Source organism: Bradyrhizobium guangdongense (genome assembly GCF_004114975.1).
GTDB classification, from domain to species: Bacteria; Pseudomonadota; Alphaproteobacteria; order Rhizobiales; family Xanthobacteraceae; genus Bradyrhizobium; species Bradyrhizobium guangdongense.
The window spans coordinates 51,824-73,640 of the sequence record NZ_CP030051.1 but is presented as its reverse complement, the minus strand read 5'-3'; the positions used below and the strand labels follow the sequence as shown (position 1 = coordinate 73,640).

18 protein-coding genes are annotated in these 21,817 nt (G+C 64.2%); 7 read left to right on the top strand and 11 right to left on the bottom strand.

Going from position 1 to position 21,817, the window contains the following annotated elements; translation table 11 throughout:
- Nucleotides 1-38: 38 nt before the first annotated feature.
- A complete protein-coding gene (locus tag X265_RS00315) occupies nt 39-1,400 on the bottom strand; it encodes a serine protease (protein ID WP_164938349.1) in 1,362 nt (453 codons plus the stop codon).
- A 91-nt stretch (nt 1,401-1,491) separates the two neighbouring features.
- Here X265_RS00315 and X265_RS00310 point away from each other — a divergent pair, with 91 nt between their 5' ends.
- On the top strand, nt 1,492-2,295 hold the full coding sequence (locus X265_RS00310) for a HesA/MoeB/ThiF family protein (RefSeq protein WP_128963110.1): 804 nt from the start codon (nt 1,492-1,494) through the stop codon (nt 2,293-2,295).
- A gap of 20 nt (nt 2,296-2,315) precedes the next feature.
- Here the strand turns inward: X265_RS00310 and X265_RS00305 are convergent, their stop codons facing one another.
- On the bottom strand, nt 2,316-3,317 hold the full coding sequence (locus X265_RS00305; protein ID WP_128963109.1) for a 2-hydroxyacid dehydrogenase: 1,002 nt from the start codon (nt 3,315-3,317) through the stop codon (nt 2,316-2,318).
- 320 nt (nt 3,318-3,637) lie between these two features.
- On the opposite strand from X265_RS00305, the gene X265_RS00300 reads away from it, so the two are divergent.
- Nucleotides 3,638-4,168, top strand: coding sequence for an SH3 domain-containing protein (locus X265_RS00300; RefSeq protein WP_128963108.1), 531 nt, complete (start codon nt 3,638-3,640; stop codon nt 4,166-4,168).
- Between the two features lie 88 nt (nt 4,169-4,256).
- Here X265_RS00300 and irrA read toward each other — a convergent pair whose 3' ends face one another.
- A complete protein-coding gene (irrA, locus tag X265_RS00295) occupies nt 4,257-4,745 on the bottom strand; it encodes an iron response transcriptional regulator IrrA (RefSeq protein WP_128963107.1) in 489 nt (162 codons plus the stop codon).
- Nucleotides 4,746-5,104: 359 nt separating this feature from the next.
- Here irrA and fabA point away from each other — a divergent pair, with 359 nt between their 5' ends.
- From fabA to X265_RS00275, 4 genes are all read left to right on the top strand, one after another.
- Nucleotides 5,105-5,626, top strand: coding sequence for a bifunctional 3-hydroxydecanoyl-ACP dehydratase/trans-2-decenoyl-ACP isomerase (gene fabA, locus X265_RS00290; RefSeq protein WP_097663360.1), 522 nt, complete (start codon nt 5,105-5,107; stop codon nt 5,624-5,626).
- 49 nt (nt 5,627-5,675) lie between these two features.
- A complete protein-coding gene (gene fabB / locus X265_RS00285) occupies nt 5,676-6,899 on the top strand; it encodes a beta-ketoacyl-ACP synthase I (RefSeq protein WP_128963106.1) in 1,224 nt (407 codons plus the stop codon).
- A gap of 139 nt (nt 6,900-7,038) precedes the next feature.
- Nucleotides 7,039-7,839: an enoyl-ACP reductase FabI gene (fabI, locus tag X265_RS00280; protein ID WP_128963105.1), complete on the top strand. Its 801-nt coding sequence runs from the start codon at nt 7,039-7,041 to the stop codon at nt 7,837-7,839.
- A 135-nt stretch (nt 7,840-7,974) separates the two neighbouring features.
- Nucleotides 7,975-9,963: an autotransporter outer membrane beta-barrel domain-containing protein gene (locus X265_RS00275; protein ID WP_128963104.1), complete on the top strand. Its 1,989-nt coding sequence runs from the start codon at nt 7,975-7,977 to the stop codon at nt 9,961-9,963.
- 10 nt (nt 9,964-9,973) lie between these two features.
- Here X265_RS00275 and X265_RS00270 read toward each other — a convergent pair whose 3' ends face one another.
- Genes X265_RS00270 through X265_RS00260 form a run of 3 tightly spaced genes read right to left on the bottom strand, consistent with a single transcriptional unit; the run spans nt 9,974 to nt 11,964 of the window.
- A complete protein-coding gene (locus X265_RS00270) occupies nt 9,974-10,570 on the bottom strand; it encodes a glutathione S-transferase family protein (protein WP_128963103.1) in 597 nt (198 codons plus the stop codon).
- Nucleotides 10,567-11,031 carry a GNAT family N-acetyltransferase gene (locus tag X265_RS00265; RefSeq protein WP_128963102.1) on the bottom strand — a complete coding sequence of 155 codons (465 nt, stop codon included), beginning with the start codon at nt 11,029-11,031 and terminating at the stop codon, nt 10,567-10,569. Before X265_RS00265 ends, X265_RS00270 begins: the two co-directional genes overlap by 4 nt.
- A 6-nt stretch (nt 11,032-11,037) precedes the next feature.
- Nucleotides 11,038-11,964, bottom strand: coding sequence for a hydrogen peroxide-inducible genes activator (locus X265_RS00260; protein ID WP_128963101.1), 927 nt, complete (start codon nt 11,962-11,964; stop codon nt 11,038-11,040).
- A gap of 113 nt (nt 11,965-12,077) precedes the next feature.
- Here X265_RS00260 and katG point away from each other — a divergent pair, with 113 nt between their 5' ends.
- Nucleotides 12,078-14,243: a catalase/peroxidase HPI gene (gene katG / locus X265_RS00255; protein WP_128963100.1), complete on the top strand. Its 2,166-nt coding sequence runs from the start codon at nt 12,078-12,080 to the stop codon at nt 14,241-14,243.
- 205 nt (nt 14,244-14,448) lie between these two features.
- On the opposite strand, the gene pnp is transcribed toward katG, so the two are convergent.
- The 5 genes from pnp to infB all read right to left on the bottom strand — a co-directional run bounded on the left by pnp (nt 14,449) and on the right by infB (nt 21,754).
- Nucleotides 14,449-16,611, bottom strand: coding sequence for a polyribonucleotide nucleotidyltransferase (gene pnp, locus X265_RS00250; protein WP_128963099.1), 2,163 nt, complete (start codon nt 16,609-16,611; stop codon nt 14,449-14,451).
- 465 nt (nt 16,612-17,076) lie between these two features.
- Nucleotides 17,077-17,346: a 30S ribosomal protein S15 gene (gene rpsO / locus X265_RS00245; protein ID WP_008540131.1), complete on the bottom strand. Its 270-nt coding sequence runs from the start codon at nt 17,344-17,346 to the stop codon at nt 17,077-17,079.
- Nucleotides 17,347-17,348: 2 nt separating this feature from the next.
- A complete protein-coding gene (truB, locus tag X265_RS00240; protein ID WP_164938348.1) occupies nt 17,349-18,467 on the bottom strand; it encodes a tRNA pseudouridine(55) synthase TruB in 1,119 nt (372 codons plus the stop codon).
- The gene (rbfA, locus tag X265_RS00235; protein ID WP_128969083.1) at nt 18,464-18,907 is read right to left on the bottom strand and encodes a 30S ribosome-binding factor RbfA; all 444 of its coding nucleotides are present in this window, start codon (nt 18,905-18,907) and stop codon (nt 18,464-18,466) included. Before rbfA ends, truB begins: the two co-directional genes overlap by 4 nt.
- A gap of 156 nt (nt 18,908-19,063) precedes the next feature.
- Complete coding sequence (gene infB / locus X265_RS00230; protein WP_128963098.1) at nt 19,064-21,754, bottom strand: translation initiation factor IF-2; 2,691 nt, start codon at nt 21,752-21,754, stop codon at nt 19,064-19,066.
- Between the last annotated feature and the right edge of the window lie 63 nt (nt 21,755-21,817).

Genomic DNA, 21,817 nt, shown 5'->3' with positions numbered 1-21,817 from the left:
GCAACGCTAAGCGTTGCTGCGCGTCCGGGACACGAAAGCTATTTCCGCACGCAGATGACACGCACGACGGCGGCCTTCGCGTCGGTCGACGTGCCGTTCGCAGCGACCGCGTTCGCCTTCAGGAAATCGCGCACGGCTTCTGCCGAGACCATCACCGCTTGCGATGCCGGCACCGAAGTCGTGGGGCCCGCAACCATTGCCGATTTCAGCAGCGCGATGCCGGCGAATTTGCCGTCGCCGTCCATGGCCGGGCTGCCGGAGAAGCCGACCGCGGGCGGAGGCGAGAGCGCAGAATCGCTCGACGTCACCGGCGCCAGCGCGCCCTTGACGCTCGACACGCCTGCCGCGCCGCCCTGGCTCTGCGGATCGGCGATGCCGACGATATCGACACTCGTCTTCACAACGCCGCTCGCGAGGCTGAGCGGCTTCAGGCCGCGTGCGCCATAGATGTGCAGCAGCGCGAGATCGTGCTCCTTGTCCTCGGCGAGACGATCGGCATTGCCGTAGCCGCCGATGGTGATGGCGAGGCAAGAGTCGGTGACGAGACGATCCGTGACGATCGCGCCGTCGTCGCTGACGACGATGCCGGTGCCGTATTCGACAGTCTTGCGCGGCGGCGGCCCGGCCTGTGGCCCCGACGGAAACGCGTTGAATGCGCTCGACATCGCGATCACGACCGGCTCGACCGTGTTCTCCATGGCCTGGTCGTACAGAATGGTCATGATGCGGACTTCGTCGCCTCTAGAGGTGCCGCGCACGTAAAACTTCTTCAGACCCTGCAACCCTGAAAGCACGAAGAAGTCGGGCTTCACCACGGTGTAGTCGATCTTGCGCCCCGCTGGCTCCTTCTTCTCGGCGTCCGCGAGTTTTGCGGTGGTCGGGTTCGCCTCCTTGCGGCGGCTGAGCAGCACCTGCACCGTTCCGGTCGGTGAGGTCCATTTCGAGCCGTTGGCATCGGTGGCCTGTTGCGGCACCAGCTTCGAGGGAATGCCGAGCCGCGCGCCGCTGGTCATCTCGGTCACGATCTTCCAGCCGACGCTGTCCTGCTTGCGCCGTGCGGTCTCGGCGAGGGCGGCGCGCTCCTGCGGATTGAGCACACCGGTTGGTTTGCCGCCCTTGGCTCTCTGGTATTCCTTGATGGCGTCGACCATGCGCGAGCTGACGTCGCCGGTGATGGCGCCGTTATATTGACCGACCCAAGCGAGGTCGGATTGCAGCGATAGCCGCTCGGCCTGCGCCATCGCGTCGGCCGTTTCCGACGGCGTTTGCACGGCGGGCGGCTTGATCGGGGCGGTCTGGACCACCTTCGGCCTGGCGCCGGGGACCTGCGGCGCCGTCATCTGGGCGTTCGCGCCTGTGGCAGACGCCAACATCAGTGTTGCCGCAAGCATCGATCTCATGACAAATCCAGCCAGCCCATTGAACGCGCTGCCATTGAAGCACATCTCGTTGGTCGCGAACAATCTCGGGGTGGTTCAGGAGTAAGAGACGGTGCTGAGCCCGGACGAACTCGAACGCTATGCCCGCCATATCGTGCTGCGCGATGTCGGTGGTCCCGGTCAGGCCGCGCTGAAGCGGGCTTCCGTGCTGGTGATCGGTGCCGGCGGTCTCGGAGCGCCCGCGCTGATGTATCTGGCCGCCGCCGGCGTCGGCACGCTCGGCGTGGTCGATGACGACGTTGTGTCGCTGTCCAACCTGCAGCGCCAGGTGATCCACACCACTCCTGACATCGGCCGGCACAAGGTCGAGAGCGCGGCCGAGCGGATCGCCGAGCTCAATCCGCATGTCCGTTTCGTCGGTCACGCGACCTGGCTCAATGCCGACAACGCGCTCGATCTGATCGGCGACTACGATCTCGTGCTCGATGGTTCCGACAATTTCTCGACGCGCTATCTGGTCTCGGATGCCTGCTTTTTCGCGAAGCGCCCGCTGATCACGGCGGCGCTCGGCACCTTCGACGGTTCGCTCACGACGATCCGCGCGCACGAGACCAACGAACAGGGCGAATTCAATCCGACCTATCGGTGCCTGTTTCCGGAAGCGCCGCCGCCGGGCACCGTGCCGGCCTGCGCCGAGGCCGGCGTCATGGGCGCGCTTGCCGGCGTGATGGGCTCCATGATGGCGCTGGAGGCGATCCGCGAGATCGTCGGTTTCGGTGAGGGCCTGGTCGGCCGCCTGCTGATGATCGATGCGCGCGCAATGCGCTTCGAGACCTTGCGCTATGGGCGCGATCCAGCCAATCCGCTCAATGGCGATGGGCCCGTGATCGCCGATCTCAGCGCTCATCGCGACTGAGCGCGATAGGTCTTTGCGACCTACAGCATGCTCGGCAGCACCCGGTCCGGCGGCTTGTGTGCGTCGAGGAAGGTGCGAATGTTGATGATCACCTTCTCCCCCATCTCGACCCGGCCCTCGATCGTGGCCGAGCCCATATGCGGCATCAGGGTCACCTTGCCGGCCTTCGCAAGCCGCACCAGCTTCGGATTGACCGCGGGCTCGTGCTCGTAGACGTCGAGGCCGGCGCCGGCTATCTCGCCGCCTTCGATCAGCTTGATCAGCGTGTCCTCGTCGGTGACCTCGCCGCGCGCGGTGTTGACGATGTAGGCGTCCTTGCGGATCAGCTTCAGCCGCCGCGCCGACAGCAGATGAAAGGTCGCCGGCGTGTGCGGGCAGTTCACCGAGATGATGTCCATCCGCGCCAGCATCTGGTCGAGACTTTCCCAATAAGTCGCGCCGAGCTCTTCGGCGATGACAGGCGCGACGGGACGGCGGTTGTGATAGTGGATCTGCAGGCCGAAGGCGCGGGCGCGGCGCGCAACCGCTTGGCCGATGCGGCCCATGCCGATGATGCCGAGGCGCTTGCCTCCGATGCGGTGACCGAGCATCCAGGTCGGCGACCAGCCCGCCCAGGGTTTTCCTTCGGTCAGCACCGAGGCGCCCTCGATCATTCGGCGCGGCACGGCCAGGATCAGCGCCATGGTCATGTCGGCGGTGTCTTCGGTCAGCACCTTCGGCGTGTTGGTAACGGTGATGCCGCGGGCATGCGCAGCTGCGACGTCGATATTGTCGACGCCGTTACCGAAATTCGCGATCAGGCGCAGCTTGCAGTCGGGCTGGTTGACGATGTCGGCACTGATGTGATCGGTGACCGTCGGAACCAGGATGTCGGCGGTGCGCGCGGCTTCGGCGATCTGCTCGGCCGACATCGGCGTATCGTCGAGATTGATGCGCGCGTCGAACAGTTCGCGCATCCGGGTCTCGATCGAGTCCGGCAGCTTGCGCGTCACGACGACGAGGGGCTTTTTCTTCACCGACATGTCCTGCCCTCATGAGGCGTTGCAGGCCGCCTTTGTCGCCAAAGGCCGGCCGTTGAGGCCTCATTAACCCGGTTGTTCGACACTGGCCTTGCCGTGTCGTCCCCGGCGTTTCCTTCAAGCTTTCCCCCGATTTCCGGCCGGAAAATCGGGGCAAACTGGTTGTTCAAGCGTCCGTCCTCTCTAGCAGAAGGCCGGGCCAAGACAAGAACCAGGACTAAGGCTCCGGGAACACCCGCGTGGGGCGGGAGAGGGGATGCGGCAGGGTTTGGAATTTGGGGAGAGGATCCGGTTCAGCCGGGTCTTCGACAGGAGACGGGTTAATGGCGTTGGGGCGTTTTTGTTCGGTGATGGCGCTCGTTTGCACCTGGTGGAGCGCTTCGGTCGGCCCCTCGCATTCGGCCAAGGACGCCACCCCGCAGACCGCCAGCGGTCTGCCGGTGCCGCGCTATGTCAGCCTGAAATCGGATCACGTGAACGTCCGCGCCGGCCCGACCAAGGACAATGACGTGGCCTGGGTCTACACCCGCGCCGGCCTGCCGGTCGAAATCACGGCCGAGTTCGAGAATTGGCGGCGGGTCCGCGATTCCGAAGGTGCCGAGGGCTGGGTCTATCATTCGCTGCTGTCGGGCCGCCGCACTGCGGTGGTCACCATGAAGCACAAGGACGAGCTCGCGCCGATCTATGATCGCGCCGATCCGGACAGCGCGGTTGCCGCAAAGCTCCAGGCTGGCGTCGTCACGCAGGTGAAAAAGTGCACGACCAACTGGTGCCACGTCACCGGCAACGGGTTTGACGGCTGGATCCAGCAGGAGCGCCTCTGGGGCGTTTACGCCGACGAGCAGGTGAATTGACGGCTTGACAATGGCCGGGACGTCTCGCGCGAAGACGCGCTTCGCGCTTCTGCCCGGTCCTGACGATCAAACTAGCGATTGAACGATCTCAGCGCTTCTTGCGCAGCCGCACGACCATGTCGATGCGTGAGATTTCGTAACCCTCCGGCACCTCCGGCATCTTGGACAGCGCCAGATGCGGATCCTCGATGTCGACCAGCTCGTGGCTGTTCTCGAGATAATAATGGTGATGGGTGGTGACGTTGGTATCGAAATAGGTCTTGGTGCCGTCGACGCTGACCTGGCGCAGCAGACCGGCGTCGGTCAGCTGATTCAGCGTGTTGTAGACGGTTGCGAGCGACACCGGGACCTTGGCCAGGGTCGCTTCCTCGTAGAGCATTTCAGCCGTGAGGTGGCGTGCACCCTTACCGAACAACAGCCAGCCCAGCGCCATGCGCTGGCGCGTCGGACGCAGGCCCGCGGACTGCAGCATTTCGTTGACGTCGTGCCAAGGGCAGCCGGTCAGAGCCGGCTGGCGGCCGGCCAGTAGGGCGGCATGGACGTCGTCGTGGCGAAGGGGCGCGTTGTTCTCGCTCATTTCCAAAATTCGGGCACGCGTGGACTCTATCTACCTGCAATATATGGACAGATAGATGCAGATGCAAGTTTCTCGCAACTAGAGTGGTTCTAATTAGCGAGGGAACCGCGCCCGAGCCTCGTCATTTTACCTTCATGAGATCGCTTTGCCACCGAAATGCCCTGTGTTAGAGAGCGCCCGGTTCCGCTTAGCCTGGTGTGGCGCGGCCGGGCAATTGAGGCCGGGTTCGCAAGTCCATGTGTGCAGGTCCATCCGGGCTCGGCATTCGCGCCTGCTGACGACGCGTTGCTTTCCGGACGAAACGGGGCCCATTTTTGCCAGAAACGCCGATCAATCGGGGTTAGAATAGAGGCTTCTGCATGCTGAACAGGCGCAACGGTTACGAATACGAAGATCTGCTGGCATGCGCCCGCGGCGAGATGTTCGGCCCGGGCAATGCACAGCTGCCGCTGCCGCCGATGCTGATGTTCGACCGCATCACGGAAATCAACGACGATGGCGGCGAGTTCGGCAAGGGACTGGTGCGCGCCGAACTCGACGTGAAGCCGGACCTCTGGTTCTTCGGCTGCCACTTCAAGAACGATCCCGTCATGCCCGGCTGCCTCGGCCTCGATGCGCTCTGGCAAATGGTCGGCTTCTATCTCGGCTGGACCGGAGGCGAAGGTCGTGGCCGTGCACTTGGCCTCAACGAATTAAAGTTCAGCGGCCAGGTGCTGCCCGAGGCCCGCAAGGTTGTGTACAACGTCGATATCAAGCGCGTGATGCGTTCAAAGCTCGTGCTCGGCATCGCCGACGGATGGCTTTCGGTCGATGACCAGATTATTTATCGCGCCAAGGATCTGAAGGTCGGACTGTTCAAGCAGGGCACGAGCCTGGGCTAGGCGTATTATCAAGCATTACCAAGAAGACAACGATTTAGGCGAGGCTGTCATGAGGCGGGTTGTGGTCACCGGGATGGGTATCGTCTCGTCGATCGGAAACAACACCCAGGAAGTGCTTGCAAGCCTTCACGAGGCGAAGTCGGGCATTTCGCGGGCGGAGAAATATGCCGAGCTCGGCTTCCGTTCGCAGGTGCAAGGTGCGCCCACGCTCGATCCCTCGACCGTGGTCGACCGGCGCGCGATGCGCTTCCTCGGTCAGGGCGCGGCGTGGAATCACGTTGCGATGGAGCAGGCGATCCAGGACTCCGGTCTCTCGCCCGAGGAAGTTTCCAACATCCGCACCGGCATCATCATGGGCTCCGGCGGTCCGTCCGCCCGCACCATCGTCGAAGCCGCCGACATCACCCGCACCAAGGGGCCGAAACGCGTCGGTCCGTTTGCGGTGCCGAAAGCGATGTCGTCCACAGCGTCGGCCACGCTCGCGACCTGGTTCAAGATCAAGGGCGTGAACTATTCCATCTCCTCGGCCTGCGCGACGTCGAACCACTGCGTCGGCAATGCCTATGAGACGATCCAGATCGGCAAGCAGGACGTGATCTTCGCCGGCGGCTGCGAGGAGCTCGACTGGTCGCTGTCGGTGCTGTTCGACGCCATGGGCGCGATGTCCTCGAAGTACAACGACACGCCCGCCACGGCCTCGCGCCCCTATGACGTCAACCGCGACGGCTTCGTCATCGCCGGCGGCGCCGGTGTGCTGGTCCTCGAAGAGCTTGAGCACGCCAAGGCGCGCGGCGCGCGCATCTACGGCGAGATCGTCGGCTACGGCGCGACCTCGGACGGCTACGACATGGTCGCACCGTCAGGTGAAGGCGCCGAGCGCTGCATGCGCATGGCGATGTCAACGGTGAAAACCAAGGTCGACTACATCAATCCGCACGCCACCTCGACGCCGGCCGGCGATCCGCCGGAGATCGAGGCGTTACGCAAGGTGTTCGGAACAGGCGAGAAGTGCCCGCCGATCTCGGCGACCAAGGCGCTGACCGGCCACTCGCTCGGCGCCACCGGCGTGCAGGAGGCGATCTACTCGCTGCTGATGATGAACAACGGCTTCATCTGCGAGAGCGCGCACATCCAGGAGCTCGATCCTGTCTTCGCCGACATGCCGATCGTCCGCAAGCGCATCGACAACGTCAAGATCGGCACCGTGCTGTCGAACTCGTTCGGCTTCGGCGGCACCAACGCCACATTGGTGTTCAGCCGGATGGACGTGTGACGGCCTGCTCGCTGTCATGCCCCGCGAAGGCGGGGCATCCAGTACGCCGCGGCCTCTCGACTCAATCACTGCTGTCTCTGAAATACTGGATCACCCGCCTGCGCGGGTGATGACGCGGAACGATAGGAGCCGTTAGGCGATGGAAGGTTTGATGAAGGGTAAGCGCGGTCTGATCATGGGCATCGCCAATGATCATTCCATCGCCTGGGGCATGGCCAAGACGCTGCATGCCCACGGCGCCGAGCTTGCCTTCACCTTCCAGGGCGAGGCTCTCGGCAAGCGGGTCAAGCCGCTCGCGGAGTCTCTCGGCGTCGAACTGGTGCTGCCTTGCGACGTCGAGGACATCGCAAGCGTCGACGCGACCTTCGATGTGCTCCGCGAAGAATGGGGCAAGCTCGACTTCGTCATTCACGCGATCGGCTTTGCCGACAAGAACGAGCTGAAGGGCCGCTACGCGGACACCAGCCGCGAGAACTTCTCGCGCACCATGGTGATCTCCTGCTTCTCGTTCACGGAGGTCGCCAAGCGCGCCGCTGAGCTGATGACGGAGGGCGGCAGCATGGTCACGCTGACCTTCGGCGCCTCGGAGCGATCCATGCCGAACTACAACGTGATGGGCGTCGCCAAGGCGGCACTGGAAGCCTCGGTGCGCTATCTCGCGTCCGATTTCGGACCGCGCGGCATCCGCGTCAACGCGATCTCCGCCGGCCCGATCCGCACCCTCGCAGGCTCCGGCATCGGCGAAGCGCGCGCGATGTTCGCCTTCATGCAGAAGCATTCGCCGCTTCGCCGCGGCGTCACGCTCGACGAACTCGGCGGCTCGGCGCTGTACCTGCTGTCGGATCTCTCCGGCGGCGTGACCGGCGAAATCCACTACGTCGATTCCGGCTACAACATCGTCCTGATGCCGAGGCCGGACGATCTGAAGGCGTCGGAGTAGTCTTGTAGACGGGACTGCGATCTTTGCTCGCACCCCACGATCGTGGGGCAGACATTCCCAAAGAGTCGTGTTCATCTCCGTCCGGCGGTGCTGCGTGGGTCACGTGGGCCGGGGTTCGGGGGAACGATCTTGCGGATGGTGCATGCGGTAAGCCGGGTCAGTGCGCTCGCGTTCGTCGCCGGCGCCATGCTGCTCTGCGGCGGCTCACGGGTCCGGGCGCAGTCGGCGATCTGGGATGCGACCCTTTCCAACACCAACTGGTACGTGCCGACAGCGCAGCTGCTGGCCTATGCTGCACCAAAGACCGGCTTCTTCAATCCGATTCCGATCGGCGACCAGACATTGTGGTCGCTCGCGACCGCGACGAATGGCTCGTTCACCGGAACCAGTGTCGCGCAGCTCAAGCTTGGCCCTGCGCTGCTGACCGACACCTCGACCATCCAGGGCTTCGTCACCACCGCAGGCCAGATTACGATGCTGTTCACGCCGACGTCCGGTGGTGCCGTGACTGTCGGCCTTGGCCACATGCGCACCGTCAACGGCATGACCGGGATGGAGATGCAGATGATCACGGGTGACAGCCTGCTCGTGACCCATTGGGCCTACATGCTGCCTTACGATCCCGCGATCTTCATGCCGCCGGCCTCGCAAGCCATCCCCGCGAACTCCGTTCCGCAATGGGCGTGGACATCAGGCACCCCGTGGCGGATCTCCAGCCCGGCACTGTTCGGCTCGTCGTCTCCCGGCCGCTTCGTCATCACGAACTATCAGAACGGATATTTTTGGGGCGCCGGCATCGCGCCCACGGGAAGCAGTGCTGCCAATTTCACGATCCTGGGCTCGGTCACGCCGGAGGGCAATGTTCTCTTCAACACGCTCTCCAAGGGGACGCTTAGCAGCCTCTATGGCGCGGCGAGCGGCGATGCGTCGGGTGCGCAGATGCTGGTCAGCACTTACGATCTCTCGGGTAACCCGACCGGTGGAGTGGCCTATCTTTCACTTGTTCGGCCCTATGCCGAAACGCTGCAAGGGCAGAATAGCCGCGCCGGGCTCGGTGCGGCCGAGATGCTCTATCGTCTCTCGGCGACCTCGCTCGGTTGGACCGGCTCCATGGCACCCGGTTTCGTTGTCCTCGACAATCTGAGCGGTCCGAATCTTGTCAACGCCGTCAACCAGACCTTGCCCGTTCTCACCGGCGCTGCGTCGCAGGCGACATACACCACGCAGCGCGTGTTTCAGCAGGCCATGACGGGGCGACTTGACGACGTGCTTGGAGTGAACGGCGCCGTGGCGGCAGAGCGCAATGTGTGGATGAAGCCGCTCGGCGGCAGCGTGCGGCAGGGCGGCCAGGACGGCGTTGCCGGATACAACGCGTCCGGTGGCGGGATCGCCGTCGGCGGGGATACGGCCATCTCCGCCCGCACGATGATCGGCGGCGTATTCGCCTATTCCCATCACACCATCACCGGAAGCGAAGATGCGGTCCCGAACCGGCTCGGGATCGATTCATATCAGGCCGGAATTTATGGCGCCCACGCGCTCGGTAATGGCTTCCAGATCGACGGTCAGCTCGATGGTGCGCTGAACGATAATGTCGAGAGCCGCTCGCTCGCCTTCATCAACAGCACCGCCGGTGCCGGCTATCGCTCCTACAGCGGACATGCAGGTGCCGGCGTCCGCAAACTGATTCCGCTCGAGCCGGGATTTGCGATCGCGCCGTCGCTGCGACTTGACTATGGACAGGTGCGTTCTCCCGCTTATCAGGAAAGCGGCGCGGGCGGTTTCAGCCTCAATGTGGATGCGCAAACCTATCGTGAGCTCACGCTGACGGCGGGAGTGAAGGGCGCTTACCAGATCGCAAAGCAGGTCTACCTCACCGGTGAGGCCGGCATCGGCTACAACACGCTGAACCAGGCACTTCAGGTCAAATCGGCATTTGCCGGAGGCGGCGACACCTTCGTGACCAACGGCCTTGCTTTGTCGCCGTGGATCTACTCGACAGCGATGAGTCTCGTCGCCGCCGACGGCAAGACCTTCGATCTCGGAATCCGTTACGGCCTTGCGGCGACATCCTCCGGACTGCTGCAGCAGTCCGGGCTCGCCGTCCTCAGGATCAAGCTGTAGCCGGCCTGTCTCAACCTGCCGCAATCTTCTCCGCGCGCTGGAACGCTGGCCGCGCCATGCAGCGGGCGAGATAGGCCTCGAAGGCCGGGCGCGACGGCACCATCTTGAACAGGCGCACCGCGAAATTCAGGCCCGAGCCGATGGTGATGTCGGCGGCGGAAAACTCCTCGCCGAGAATCCACGGTCCCTTGGCGAGTGCTGCTTCCAGCACGTCGAACACCTGCGTCGCGCTGCCCCAGGCCGCCGTCGAGGTCGGCACCTCGATCTTGGTGAAGATCTGGATGATCGCGGGCTCAATGCAGCTTGGCGAAAAGAACAGCCATTGCAGATAGCGTGCGCGGCGCGGATCGGTGATTGCGGGCGCGAGCCTGGTCTCCGGAAAGCGGTCGGCGATATAAGCGCAGATCGCAGCGGCCTCGCCGAGCGCGGCATCGCCATCGCTGAGCGCCGGTACCTTGCCCATCGGGTTGATTGCCAGATAGGCCGGTGCCTTCTGCGCACCCGTCGAAATGTCGGTCAGCACGCGCTCATAAGGCAGGCCGCTCTCTTCCATCAGCCAGAGCGTCGAAAATGATCGCGAGCGCGGCGACCAATAGAGCTTGATCATCGTGGATCTCCGTTATTCTTCCACCGATAGTACTTCATCATGAAGCCGTTCGACGGCTCGATCTCTTGCTTCTCGAACACAAAACCCTCGCGCTCGTACCAGCGCCAGGCCTTTTCGTTCTCGCGGACGCAGCGCAGGTACATCTCGTCGGGCATTTTCGTGCGCGTGAAGGCAAGCAGCTTCCGTCCCAGCGATTGGCCCTGATAGGCGGGCGCGACGAACAGCTGGTCGAGATAGAGCTTGGGCAGGTGCAGCGCCAGCATCGCGGCGATCGTACTGTTGTCGTCGGCGACGAACAGGGTCCAGCCGTCCTCGATCTCGCGCCTGAGGCGCGCGCGCAGATTCGCCAGCAGGAAGTTGCTCGCTTCGGCGAGCCCGGTCGAAACCCAGCTCTCCATCCAGACGCGGGCGATCTCATCATATTCGTTGGTGCGGGCGGGGCGGATGACCGGATCCGACATCAAGCGCTACGCCCGCTGGCTGCGCAGGGACTGCCGCGCGCGCACCTTGCCGGCCGACAGACACACCACCTCCGAGATCTGGAGCAGTTGCCGCGCCAGCGGGCTGGTCTTGCGCCAGACCATGCCGATGGTGCGTGACGGCTCGGGATCGCGGAAGCGCGACAGCGAGACCGAGGCCGATCGCGTCTCTACCGACACCGCCATCTCCGGAATCAGCGTGACGCCGATACCGGCGCTCACCATCTGCACCAGCGTCGACAGCGAGTTCGCATCCAGCATCTCGCGCGGGGGCGCCGATTGCATGTTGCAGAACGACAGCGCCTGGTCGCGGAAACAATGGCCTTCCTCGAGCAGCAGCAGCCGCATCTCGCGCATCATCTCGCGCGACGGCACGGGCGTGCCCGCATCCGTGCCCGGCCGTACCAGCAGGAATTTCTCCTCGAACAGCGCGACCTCGGTGAGCGAGGGTTCGGAGACCGGCAGCGCGACGATGGCGGTGTCGAGCCGGCCCTCGACGAGCTCCTGGATCAGGCGCGGCGTCATCGTCTCGCGCACGCGGATGTCGAGCTCCGGATGCATCCGCGTGAGGTTCTTGGTGATCTTGGGCAGGAGATAAGGCGCGATCGTCGGGATCATGCCGATGCGCAAGCGGCCGGAGAAACGGTCCCGCGAGGCGCGGGCGAAATCGCCGAGCTCGTCGACCGAGCGCAGGATGTCGCGGACGCGCTGCGCGAGCTCCTCGCCGAACCGGGTTAGCGCGACTTGGCGTGCGCTGCGCTCCAGCAACAGCCCGCCGAGCGCCTCCTCCAGTTCCTTGATCTGCATCGACAGCGCCGGTTGCGAGATGGAACAGGCCTCCGCGGCGCGGCCGAAATGACCATGACGCGCCAGCGCGTCAAAATACCGCAGCTGGCGCAGCGTCAGATTGATCATCAGAAAATCCTATCGCAGCGATCATTAAAGTCAACTTCCCCTGATGGAAGGCGGCGCTTAGAGTGCTTCTACCTGGTCAATGGCGCGAGTTCGAGCCACCAGAGGAGGTATTCATGGACGACACTTCAAAGTGCCCGTTTTCGGGTGGAAAACGCGTGCCGGCGAACCGCGACTGGTGGCCCACCAATCTCAGCATCGAGATGCTGCACAAGAACTCCGACCTGTCCGACCCGATGGGCAAGGACTTCGACTATGCCAAGGAGTTCAAGTCGCTCGATCTGAACGCGGTCATCAAGGATCTGACCGCTCTGATGACGGATTCGCAGGAATGGTGGCCCGCCGATTTCGGTCACTATGGCGGTCTCATGATCCGCATGGCCTGGCACAGCGCGGGGACCTATCGCATCACCGACGGCCGCGGCGGCGCCGGTGCTGGTCAGCAGCGTTTCGCCCCGCTCAACAGCTGGCCCGATAACGCCAACCTCGACAAGGCGCGCCGGCTGCTCTGGCCGATCAAGCAGAAATACGGCCGCAAGATTTCCTGGGCCGATCTGATGGTGCTCGCGGGCAACGTCGCGCTGGAGTCGATGGGCTTCAAGACGTTCGGCTTTGCCGGCGGTCGCGCCGACGTCTGGGAGCCGGAAGAGCTCTATTGGGGTCCGGAAGGCACTTGGCTCGGCGACGAGCGCTACAGCGGTGAGCGCCAGCTCGCCGAGCCGCTCGGCGCCGTGCAGATGGGCCTGATCTACGTCAATCCGGAAGGTCCGAACGGCAAGCCGGATCCGGTCGCCGCGGCGAAGGACATCCGCGAGACCTTCTTCCGCATGGCGATGAACGACGAAGAGACCGTCGCGCTGATCGCCGGCGGCCACACCTTCGGCAAGACCCACGGCGCTGGCGATCCGTCGCTGGTCGGTCCCGAGCCGGAAGCGGGCGCGCTGGAAGACCAGGGCCTCGGCTGGAAGAGCAAGCACGGCTCTGGCCTGGCCGGCGATTCCATCACCAGTGGCCTCGAAGTGACCTGGACGACGACGCCGACGAAGTGGAGCAACAACTTCTTCGAGAACCTGTTCAAATACGAATGGGAGCTGACGAAGAGCCCGGGTGGTGCGAACCAGTGGACGGCGAAGGGTGCCGACGCGATCATTCCTGATCCGTTCGACAAGTCGAAGAAGCATCGGCCGACGATGCTGACGACCGACCTCTCGCTGCGCTTCGATCCTGCCTACGAGAAGATCTCGCGCCGCTTCCTGGAGAACCCCGATCAGTTCGCGGATGCGTTTGCCCGCGCCTGGTTCAAGCTCACCCATCGCGACATGGGTCCGATCCAGCGCTATCTCGGCCCGCTGGTGCCGAAGGAGACGCTGATCTGGCAGGATCCGATTCCGGCCGTGAATCACGAGCTGGTCGGCGACCAGGATATCGCCGCGCTGAAGAGCAAGATCCTGGCCTCGGGCCTCTCGGTGTCCGAACTGGTCTCGACCGCCTGGGCGTCGGCCTCGACCTTCCGCGGCTCGGACAAGCGCGGCGGCGCCAACGGCGCGCGCATTCGCCTGGCTCCGCAGAAGGACTGGGAGGTCAACCAGCCGGCTCAGCTCGCCAAGGTGCTCGGCAAGCTCGAGGCGATCCAGAAGGAGTTCAACGCGTCGGGCGGGGCCAAGAAGGTCTCGATCGCCGACCTGATCGTGCTCGGCGGCACTGCCGCGGTCGAGAAGGCCGCCAAGGATGCCGGTGTCGACGTCAAGGTTGGCTTCACGCCGGGCCGCATGGATGCCTCGCAGGAGCAGACCGATGCCGCCTCCTTCGCGCCGCTGGAGCCGCGGGCTGATGGTTTCCGCAACTATGTCGGGAAGAAGCATCAGTTCATGCGGGAAGAAGAGGCCCTCGTCGATCGCGCGCAGCTTCTGCGGCTGACCGGTCCCGAACTGACCGTCCTGGTCGGCGGCCTGCGTGTGCTCGGCGCCAATGCGAACGGGTCGAAGCACGGCGTCTTCACCTCGAAGGTGGGCACGCTCTCCAACGACTACTTCGTCAACCTGCTCGATATGAGCACGGCGTGGGCCCCCGCTGCCGATGGCTCCTATGAGGGCCACGACCGCAAGACCAATGCGGTGAAGTGGACTGCTACGCGCGCCGATCTGATCTTCGGCTCGCACTCGCAGCTCCGCGCCTTCGCCGAGGTCTATGCGACCTCGGATTCCAAGGAGAAGTTCGTGAAAGACTTTGCGAAGGCCTGGACCAAGGTGATGAACCTCGATCGGTACGACATCGCGGCGTGAGGCTTCCAACCTCTCCCGCTTGCGGGAGAGGTTGCGCCGAAGGTGCGGGTGAGGGCTTTCTCCTCTAGGGGATTTTCCCATTGAGGAGAGACCCCTCTCCCCGACCCTCTCCCGCAAGCGGGAGAGGGGGCGCAGCTCACCTGGAGCGACAAACAAAAAGGGCGGCCTTTCGGCCGCCCTTCGTGTTTTGGGTCTGGGTTAGCGATTACTCGCCGGCCGCTTCGCGCGGGGCCTTCTCGCCCTCGCCGCCCTTGTCCTTGCCTTCGAGGTCTTCGCCGGTGGTCTGGTCGACGACCTTCATCGACAGGCGGGTCTTGCCGCGGTCGTCGAAGCCGAGCAGCTTGACCTTGACCTTGTCACCTTCCTTGACGACGTCGGAGGTCTTCTGCACGCGGTTGGCCGCGAGCTGGCTGATGTGGACGAGGCCGTCCTTGGAGCCGAAGAAGTTCACGAAGGCGCCGAACTCCATCACCTTGACGACGGTGCCGTCATAGATCTGGCCGACTTCCGGATCGGATGCGATCGACTTGATCCACTTGATCGCGGCCTTCATCGCCTCGCCGTCGGAGGAGGCGACCTTCACGGTGCCGTCGTCCTCGATGTTGACCTTGGCGCCGGTCTTCTCGACGATCTCGCGGATCACCTTGCCGCCGGTGCCGATCACTTCGCGGATCTTGTCCGTGGCGATCTTGAAGGTCTCGATGCGGGGCGCGTATTCGCCGAGCTCGGCGCGGGCGTTGGTGAGCGCCTTGGCCATCTCGCCGAGGATGTGGATACGACCGTCCTTGGCCTGGGCCAGCGCCACCTTCATGATCTCTTCGGTGATGCCCTCGATCTTGATGTCCATCTGGAGCGAGGTGATGCCCTGCTCGGTACCGGCCACCTTGAAGTCCATGTCGCCGAGATGGTCCTCGTCACCGAGGATGTCCGAGAGAACCGCGTAGCGCTTGTCCTCGAGGATCAGGCCCATCGCGATGCCCGCGGTCGGCCGCTTCATCGGTACGCCGGCGTCCATCAGCGCGAGCGAAGCGCCGCAGACCGAAGCCATCGACGAGGAGCCGTTGGATTCGGTGATCTCCGAGACCACGCGCACGGTGTAGGGGAACTCGTGATGCGGCGGCAGCACCGGGTGGATCGCGCGCCAGGCGAGCTTGCCGTGGCCGATCTCGCGGCGCTTGGTACCGCCGAGGCGGCCAGTCTCGCCGACCGAGTAGGGCGGGAAGTTGTAGTGCAGCAGGAACGTCTCTTTGTACGTTCCCGACAGCGCGTCGATGTACTGCTCGTCCTCGCCGGTGCCGAGCGTGGTCACGACCATCGCCTGGGTCTCGCCGCGGGTGAACAGCGCCGAGCCGTGGGCGCGGGGCAGCACGCCGACTTCGGCGATGATGTTGCGCACCGTCTTGACGTCACGGCCGTCGATGCGTTTGCCGGTATCGAGGATGTTCCAGCGAACGATCTTCGCCTCGAGCTCCTTGAAGACGGCAGCGATGCGCAGCTTGTCGTATTTCGGCTCCTGCCCTTCGGGGAAGTAGTGGGCGATCACCTTTTCCTTGACCTTGCCGACCGCGGCGTAGCGATCCTGCTTGACCGGAATGGCGTAGGCGGCGCGCAGCTCCTGCTCGACGAGGCCGAGCATTTCCTTCTCGAGCGCGGCATTGTCGATCACGGTGACTTCGCGCGGCTCCTTGGCGGCCTTCTCGGCGAGCTCGATGATCGCGTTGATGACGGGCTGGAAGTGGCGGTGACCGAACATCACGGCGCCGAGCATGATGTCTTCGTTCAGCTCCTTGGCTTCCGATTCCACCATCAGCACGGCGTCGGCGGTGCCGGCGACGACTAGGTCGAGCTGGGTGTCGACCATCTCGTCGAGCGTCGGGTTGAGGATGAACTCGTCATTGGCGAAGCCGACGCGGGCTGCGCCGATCGGGCCCTTGAACGGCGCGCCTGACAGGGTCAGCGCGGCCGAGGAGGCCACCAGGGCGACGATGTCGGGATCGTTCTCCATGTCGTGCGACAGCACGGTGGCGATCACCTGGGTCTCGTTGCGCCAGCCGTCGACGAACAGCGGGCGGATCGGACGGTCGATCAGGCGGGAGACCAGCGTCTCCTTTTCGGTCGGACGGCCCTCGCGCTTGAAATAGCCGCCGGGAATGCGGCCGGCTGCGTAGGTCTTTTCCTGGTAGTCGACGGTCAACGGCAGGAAATCGACGCCTTCACGCGGCGCCTTCGCCGCGACGACGGTGGCGAGCACCACGGTCTCGCCATAGGTGGCGATGACGGCGCCATCAGCCTGGCGGGCGATCTTGCCGGTTTCGAGCTTGAGAGGGCGTCCGCCCCAGTCGATCTCGACTGAATGCTTATTGAACATAGAGGTCTTCTTTCATGGGTTCTCGAAAGAAGGGACGGCTCGAAAAACAAAAACCATGTCAAGATTGCAGGATGCTGATCGGAGCGGGCGATCAGCATCCTGCGATCCTGCCATGGTTCTTGGATGTCGGATGGCGTCCATCCTTTCGGGTCATACGGGCACCTTGCCCGTTGCGCCCAGCCGCCGGATTGCTGCTGGACTGGTCAGTCGGCACGAACGCGAACACCGAACCTTTGGTCTTCGCTGATCATGCCCCGGATGCGAAGCGTCGCTTAAGCATGATCCGGAAAAGTGCGAAGCGGTTTTCCGAAAGATCATGCTCAAACAAAAATCCAAAGTGCGACTGCTGTCGCGCTTTGGGCTCGCACCGGACGTCCGCGTGAGCCTCGATCAAAAACCTTAAAACAAGCGCTTTCGCTCGAAATCACGCGCAAAAACGCGCGCCATTGGCGCGCGCAAGAACTCTTAACGACGAATGTTGTGCTTCTCGAGCAGCGCCTTGTACCGCGCCTCGTCCTTCTTCTTCAGGTAGTCGAGGAGCGAGCGGCGGGTCGAGACCAGCTTCAAGAGGCCACGACGCGAATGGTTGTCCTTCACGTGGGTCTTGAAATGGTTGGTGAGGTTGTTGATGCGTTCCGACAGGATCGCGACCTGAACCTCGGGCGAACCGGTATCACCGGCCTTGGTGGCATTCGTCTTGATGACTTCCGCTTTGCGTTCTGCGGCAATCGACATCGTCAATTTCTCTCGTTGCGACCGGTTGAGGCAGTCAAGCCGGTCAGGTTGAACACACGCTTGGGGATGATTTCGCCATTGCCAACTTCGGCAAGCGCCAAAAGACGGCCTGCCACCGTGACATAGACTGTGCCGCTACTTGTGGGCGCATCCCGTCCGCGCAACAAAACGGCCTGGCCCCGATGGAGCCTTGCCGCATCAGCCCGAGTGACGGCCAGTGCCGGGATGTCGTCCAGCGCGGTCTCAACGGGCATCAGCGCGTCGGCGAGGCTTCCCTCGCCGGACGCGGCTCTATCGCACAAAGCCTCCAGCTGATCCAGCGGAATCATGTCATTTTCGCTGAATGGGCCGACCAGGGTCCGCCTGAGCGCGCAGATATGGCCGTAAGTGCCGAGAATCCGGCCCATATCGCGCGCCAGCGCCCGGACATAGGTACCCTTGCCGCATTCGGCCTCGAATACGGCCCGATCGTTATCCGGTTGATCTACAAGGGTTAAATGGTGAATCTCGACCGGGCGGGGAGCCAGTTCCACGACCTCGCCGTCGCGGGCGAGGTCATAGGCCCGCTCGCCTTGGACCTTGATCGCCGAATAGCGCGGCGGAACCTGCTCGATCACGCCGGTGAAACGGGGCAGCAGGGCTTCGATGGCTTCCCTCGTCGGACGCTGGTCCGAGGTCGCGGTGACCTGGCCTTCGATGTCGTCGGTGTCGCGCTCCTCGCCCCAGCACACGGTGAAGCGATAGCGCTTGCGCCCGTCCATGACGAAAGGAACGGTCTTGGTGGCTTCGCCGAGCGCAATCGGCAGGCCGCCGGAGGCGAGCGGATCGAGCGTGCCGGCGTGGCCTGCGCGCTTGGCGTTGAACAGGCGCTTGAGCACTGCGACGGCCTGCGTCGACGTCATCCCGATCGGCTTGTCGAGCACGACCCAGCCGTGCACGTCGCGCCGGTCGCGGCGCACCTGATTGCCCTTCTGCTTGTTCGCGCGCGGATCGTTGTTGACGCGGCGCGCTTCCTGGTGCGGCTGAACAGTGCTGCCGACATCTGCAAAATTATTTTGCTGCATGTCGCGCGCATCGGCCTCGTCGCTGCCGATCGTGCCGTGAGCCGGGTCCATCATCATTGCTCTTCTTCCCGATCCGAATCCGGATCCTGTTCCAGATTCTTGTCCAAGTCCTTCTGCACCGCAGGTGTTCGCAAAAGCTTCTCGATCCGTTCCGCTTCGTCGAATCGCTCGTCGACGCGGAAGCGAATGTCAGGTGCAAATTTCAGGTTAACGCGCCGCGCGACTTCGCCGCGCAGGAATTTCTTGTTGCGATCGAGCGCAGCGATGACGAGCTCGGTATCGCGGCCACCGAGCGGCATCACGTAGATTGTCGCGAGCTTCAGGTCGGGCGACATCCGCACCTCCGGCACGGTGATGATGTGGCCTTCGAGATCCGCATCATGCACGCTGCCTTGCGCCAGAATATCGGCTATCGCGTGGCGAACCTGCTCGCCGACGCGCAGCTGACGCTGCGAGCCGCCGGTCGCGGAACTCTTTTTCTGATGATGGCGCGGCATGGTCGAAAAATCACCTCGTCGTGCCCGCGCTTGGGACACGAGCATTGTCATTTGTCCTGTTGAAACGAATGGAGCGTGGATGGCCGGAAAAATCCGGCCATCGCACTCCCGCAATTTCAGTTCAAAAAGATCCGGGCGCTTCGGTAAGATTTGGACTTACAGGGAGCGCTGGATCGTCTCCACGCGATAACACTCGATGACGTCACCGGCCCGCATGTCGTGATAGTTCTCGAAGGCCATGCCGCATTCCTGACCGGACTGGACTTCCTTCACTTCGTCCTTGAAGCGCTTCAGCGTCGACAGCTTGCCTTCGTGGACGACGACGTTGTCGCGGATCAGGCGCACATTGGCGCCGCGTTCCACGGTGCCGTCGGTGACACGGCAGCCGGCGACCTTGCCGACCTTGGAGATGTTGAAGATCTCCAGGATCTCGGCATTGCCCAGCATGGTTTCGCGCAGGGTCGGCGCGAGCAGGCCGCTCATCGCCTTCTTCACGTCGTCCACGAGGTCGTAGATGATGTTGTAGTAGCGGATCTCGATGCCGTTGCGCTTGGCGGCGGCTGCCGCCTCCTTGTTGGCACGCACCGAGAAGCCGATGATCGCGGCGTTGAAGCCTTCGGCGAGCGTCACGTCCGACTCCGAGATGCCGCCGACGCCAGCGTGCAGAATGCGGGCTGCGACTTCGTCGGTGCCGAGCTTCTCCAGCGAGCCGAGGATGGCTTCCAGCGAGCCCTGCACGTCGGCCTTGACGATCAGCGGGAACTCCTTGCGGCCCGCCGTCTTCAGCTGCGACATCATCTGCTCGAGCGAGCCGCGCATGCCTGAGATCGAGGCCGCCGCGTTCTCGCGCTTCTGGTGCGCGCGGTAGCTGGTGACCTGGCGGGCGCGGGCTTCGTTCTCGACCACCGCGAGACGGTCGCCGGCTTCCGGCGGGCCGTTGAAGCCGAGCACCTCGACCGGCACCGAGGGGCCGGCCTCCTGCACGGTCTCGCCCTGATCCGAGATCAGCGCGCGGACGCGGCCCATTTCGGCACCGGCGACGATGATGTCGCCGACACGAAGCGTGCCGCGCTGGACCAGCACGGTCGCGACCGGACCACGGCCGCGATCGAGCTTGGCTTCGATCACGGTGCCTTCGGCCGGACGCTCGGAGTTGGTCTTCAGGTCGAGGATTTCGGCCTGGAGCGCGATCATCTCGAGCAGCTTGTCGAGATTGGTCTTGTTCTTGGCCGACACTTCGACGTCGACCACGTCGCCACCGAACGATTCAACCTGCACCTCGTGCTGGAGCAGCTCGGTGCGGACACGCTCGGGCTTGGCGTCGGGCTTGTCGATCTTGTTGATGGCAACGATGATCGGCACGCGCGCCGCCTTGGCGTGATTGATGGCTTCGACCGTCTGCGGCATGACGCCGTCATCGGCCGCGACCACCAGCACCACGATGTCGGTGACCTTGGCGCCGCGAGCGCGCATCGCGGTGAACGCGGCGTGGCCGGGCGTGTCGATGAAGGTGATCTTCTTGCCGCTTTCGGGCGACACCACCTGATAGGCGCCGATATGCTGGGTGATGCCGCCGGCTTCGCCTGAGACCACGTTGGCATGGCGGAGCGCGTCGAGCAGCGAGGTCTTGCCGTGGTCGACGTGGCCCATCACGGTGACGACAGGCGAACGCGTCTCGGTGTCCGTGGAATCGTCGACCTGGTCGAACAGGCCTTCCTCAACGTCCGACGCGGCGACGCGCTTGACGGTGTGGCCGAGCTCTTCGGCGATCAGCTGGGCGGTATCGGCGTCGATCACGTCGGTGATCTTGTGCATCGCGCCTTGCTTCATCAGCATGCGGATGACGTCGACCGCGCGCTCGGACATGCGGTTGGCGAGTTCCTGGATGGTGATCGCTTCCGGGATCGTCACTTCGCGAATGAGCTTTTCCTTCGGCTCGTTCGAGGCGTGGCCCTTCAGCCGCTGGGTGCGGCGGCGGAACGAGGCGATCGAACGCTCGCGCACGTCGTCGGCGTTGAGAGCGGTCACGACCGTGAGGCGGCCGCGCTCCTTCTGCGGGCCGGGCTTGTGCGTGGTCTTGGGAGCTGCCGCGGGACGAGCGGCGCCGCCGGGGCCACGCCGGATCTGGCGCGGACCATCGTCTTCGTCAGGTCCGGCCGCGACAGCGGGCGTGCGACCCACGGGGCCGCCGGGCCGCGACGTCGTGGTGGTCGCCGGGCGAGCGGTCGTGGCGGCTCCCGGCCGCGTCGTGGTCGGCGCGGGCCGCGGAGCACTGGTCGCCGGGGCCGAGGCTGCTGCGGCGGGACGGTTGCCGGTTGCCGGCTGCTCGCCTTCGCCAAAACGCTTCTTGGCTTCGGTCTCCGCCTTGCGCCTGGCTTCTTCCTCGTGACGATGACGCTCTTCCTCGGCCTTGCGGCGGGACTCGGCAGCTTCGCGCTCGGCGCGCTCCGCGGCCTCGCGGACGGCGCGGCGCTGGGCCTCCTCCTCGGCCTGGCGGCGCTCCTCGACTTCACGAACCTTGGCATCGGCGAGCGCGCTGGCGCGGGCAGAACGCTCGTCCTCGGTCAACGTGCGCAGCACGACGCCGGAGCCGGCGTTGCGCGGCGGCGCCGAACGTGAGGGGGTGGGCGCAGGTGCGGCCGGCGCCGGCTTTGCGACGACCGTAGGCGCCTGCGGCTCAGGGCTGCCATCGATGCGACGCTTGCCGCGCTTCTCGACCACGACCTGCTTGCTGCGGCCATGGCTGAAGCTCTGGCGCACAGTGCCCGTTTCGACGCGCGGCTTGAGCGATAGCGTCTTGCTCGGAACGCTCAGCTTCTTGTCGTCAGGGGTCTTGGTATCAACCATTCAGCAGTCCTAATCCTGATTTATCAGTGTTGTGCGTTGCCGCACCGTCCTATCGGGTCGTCG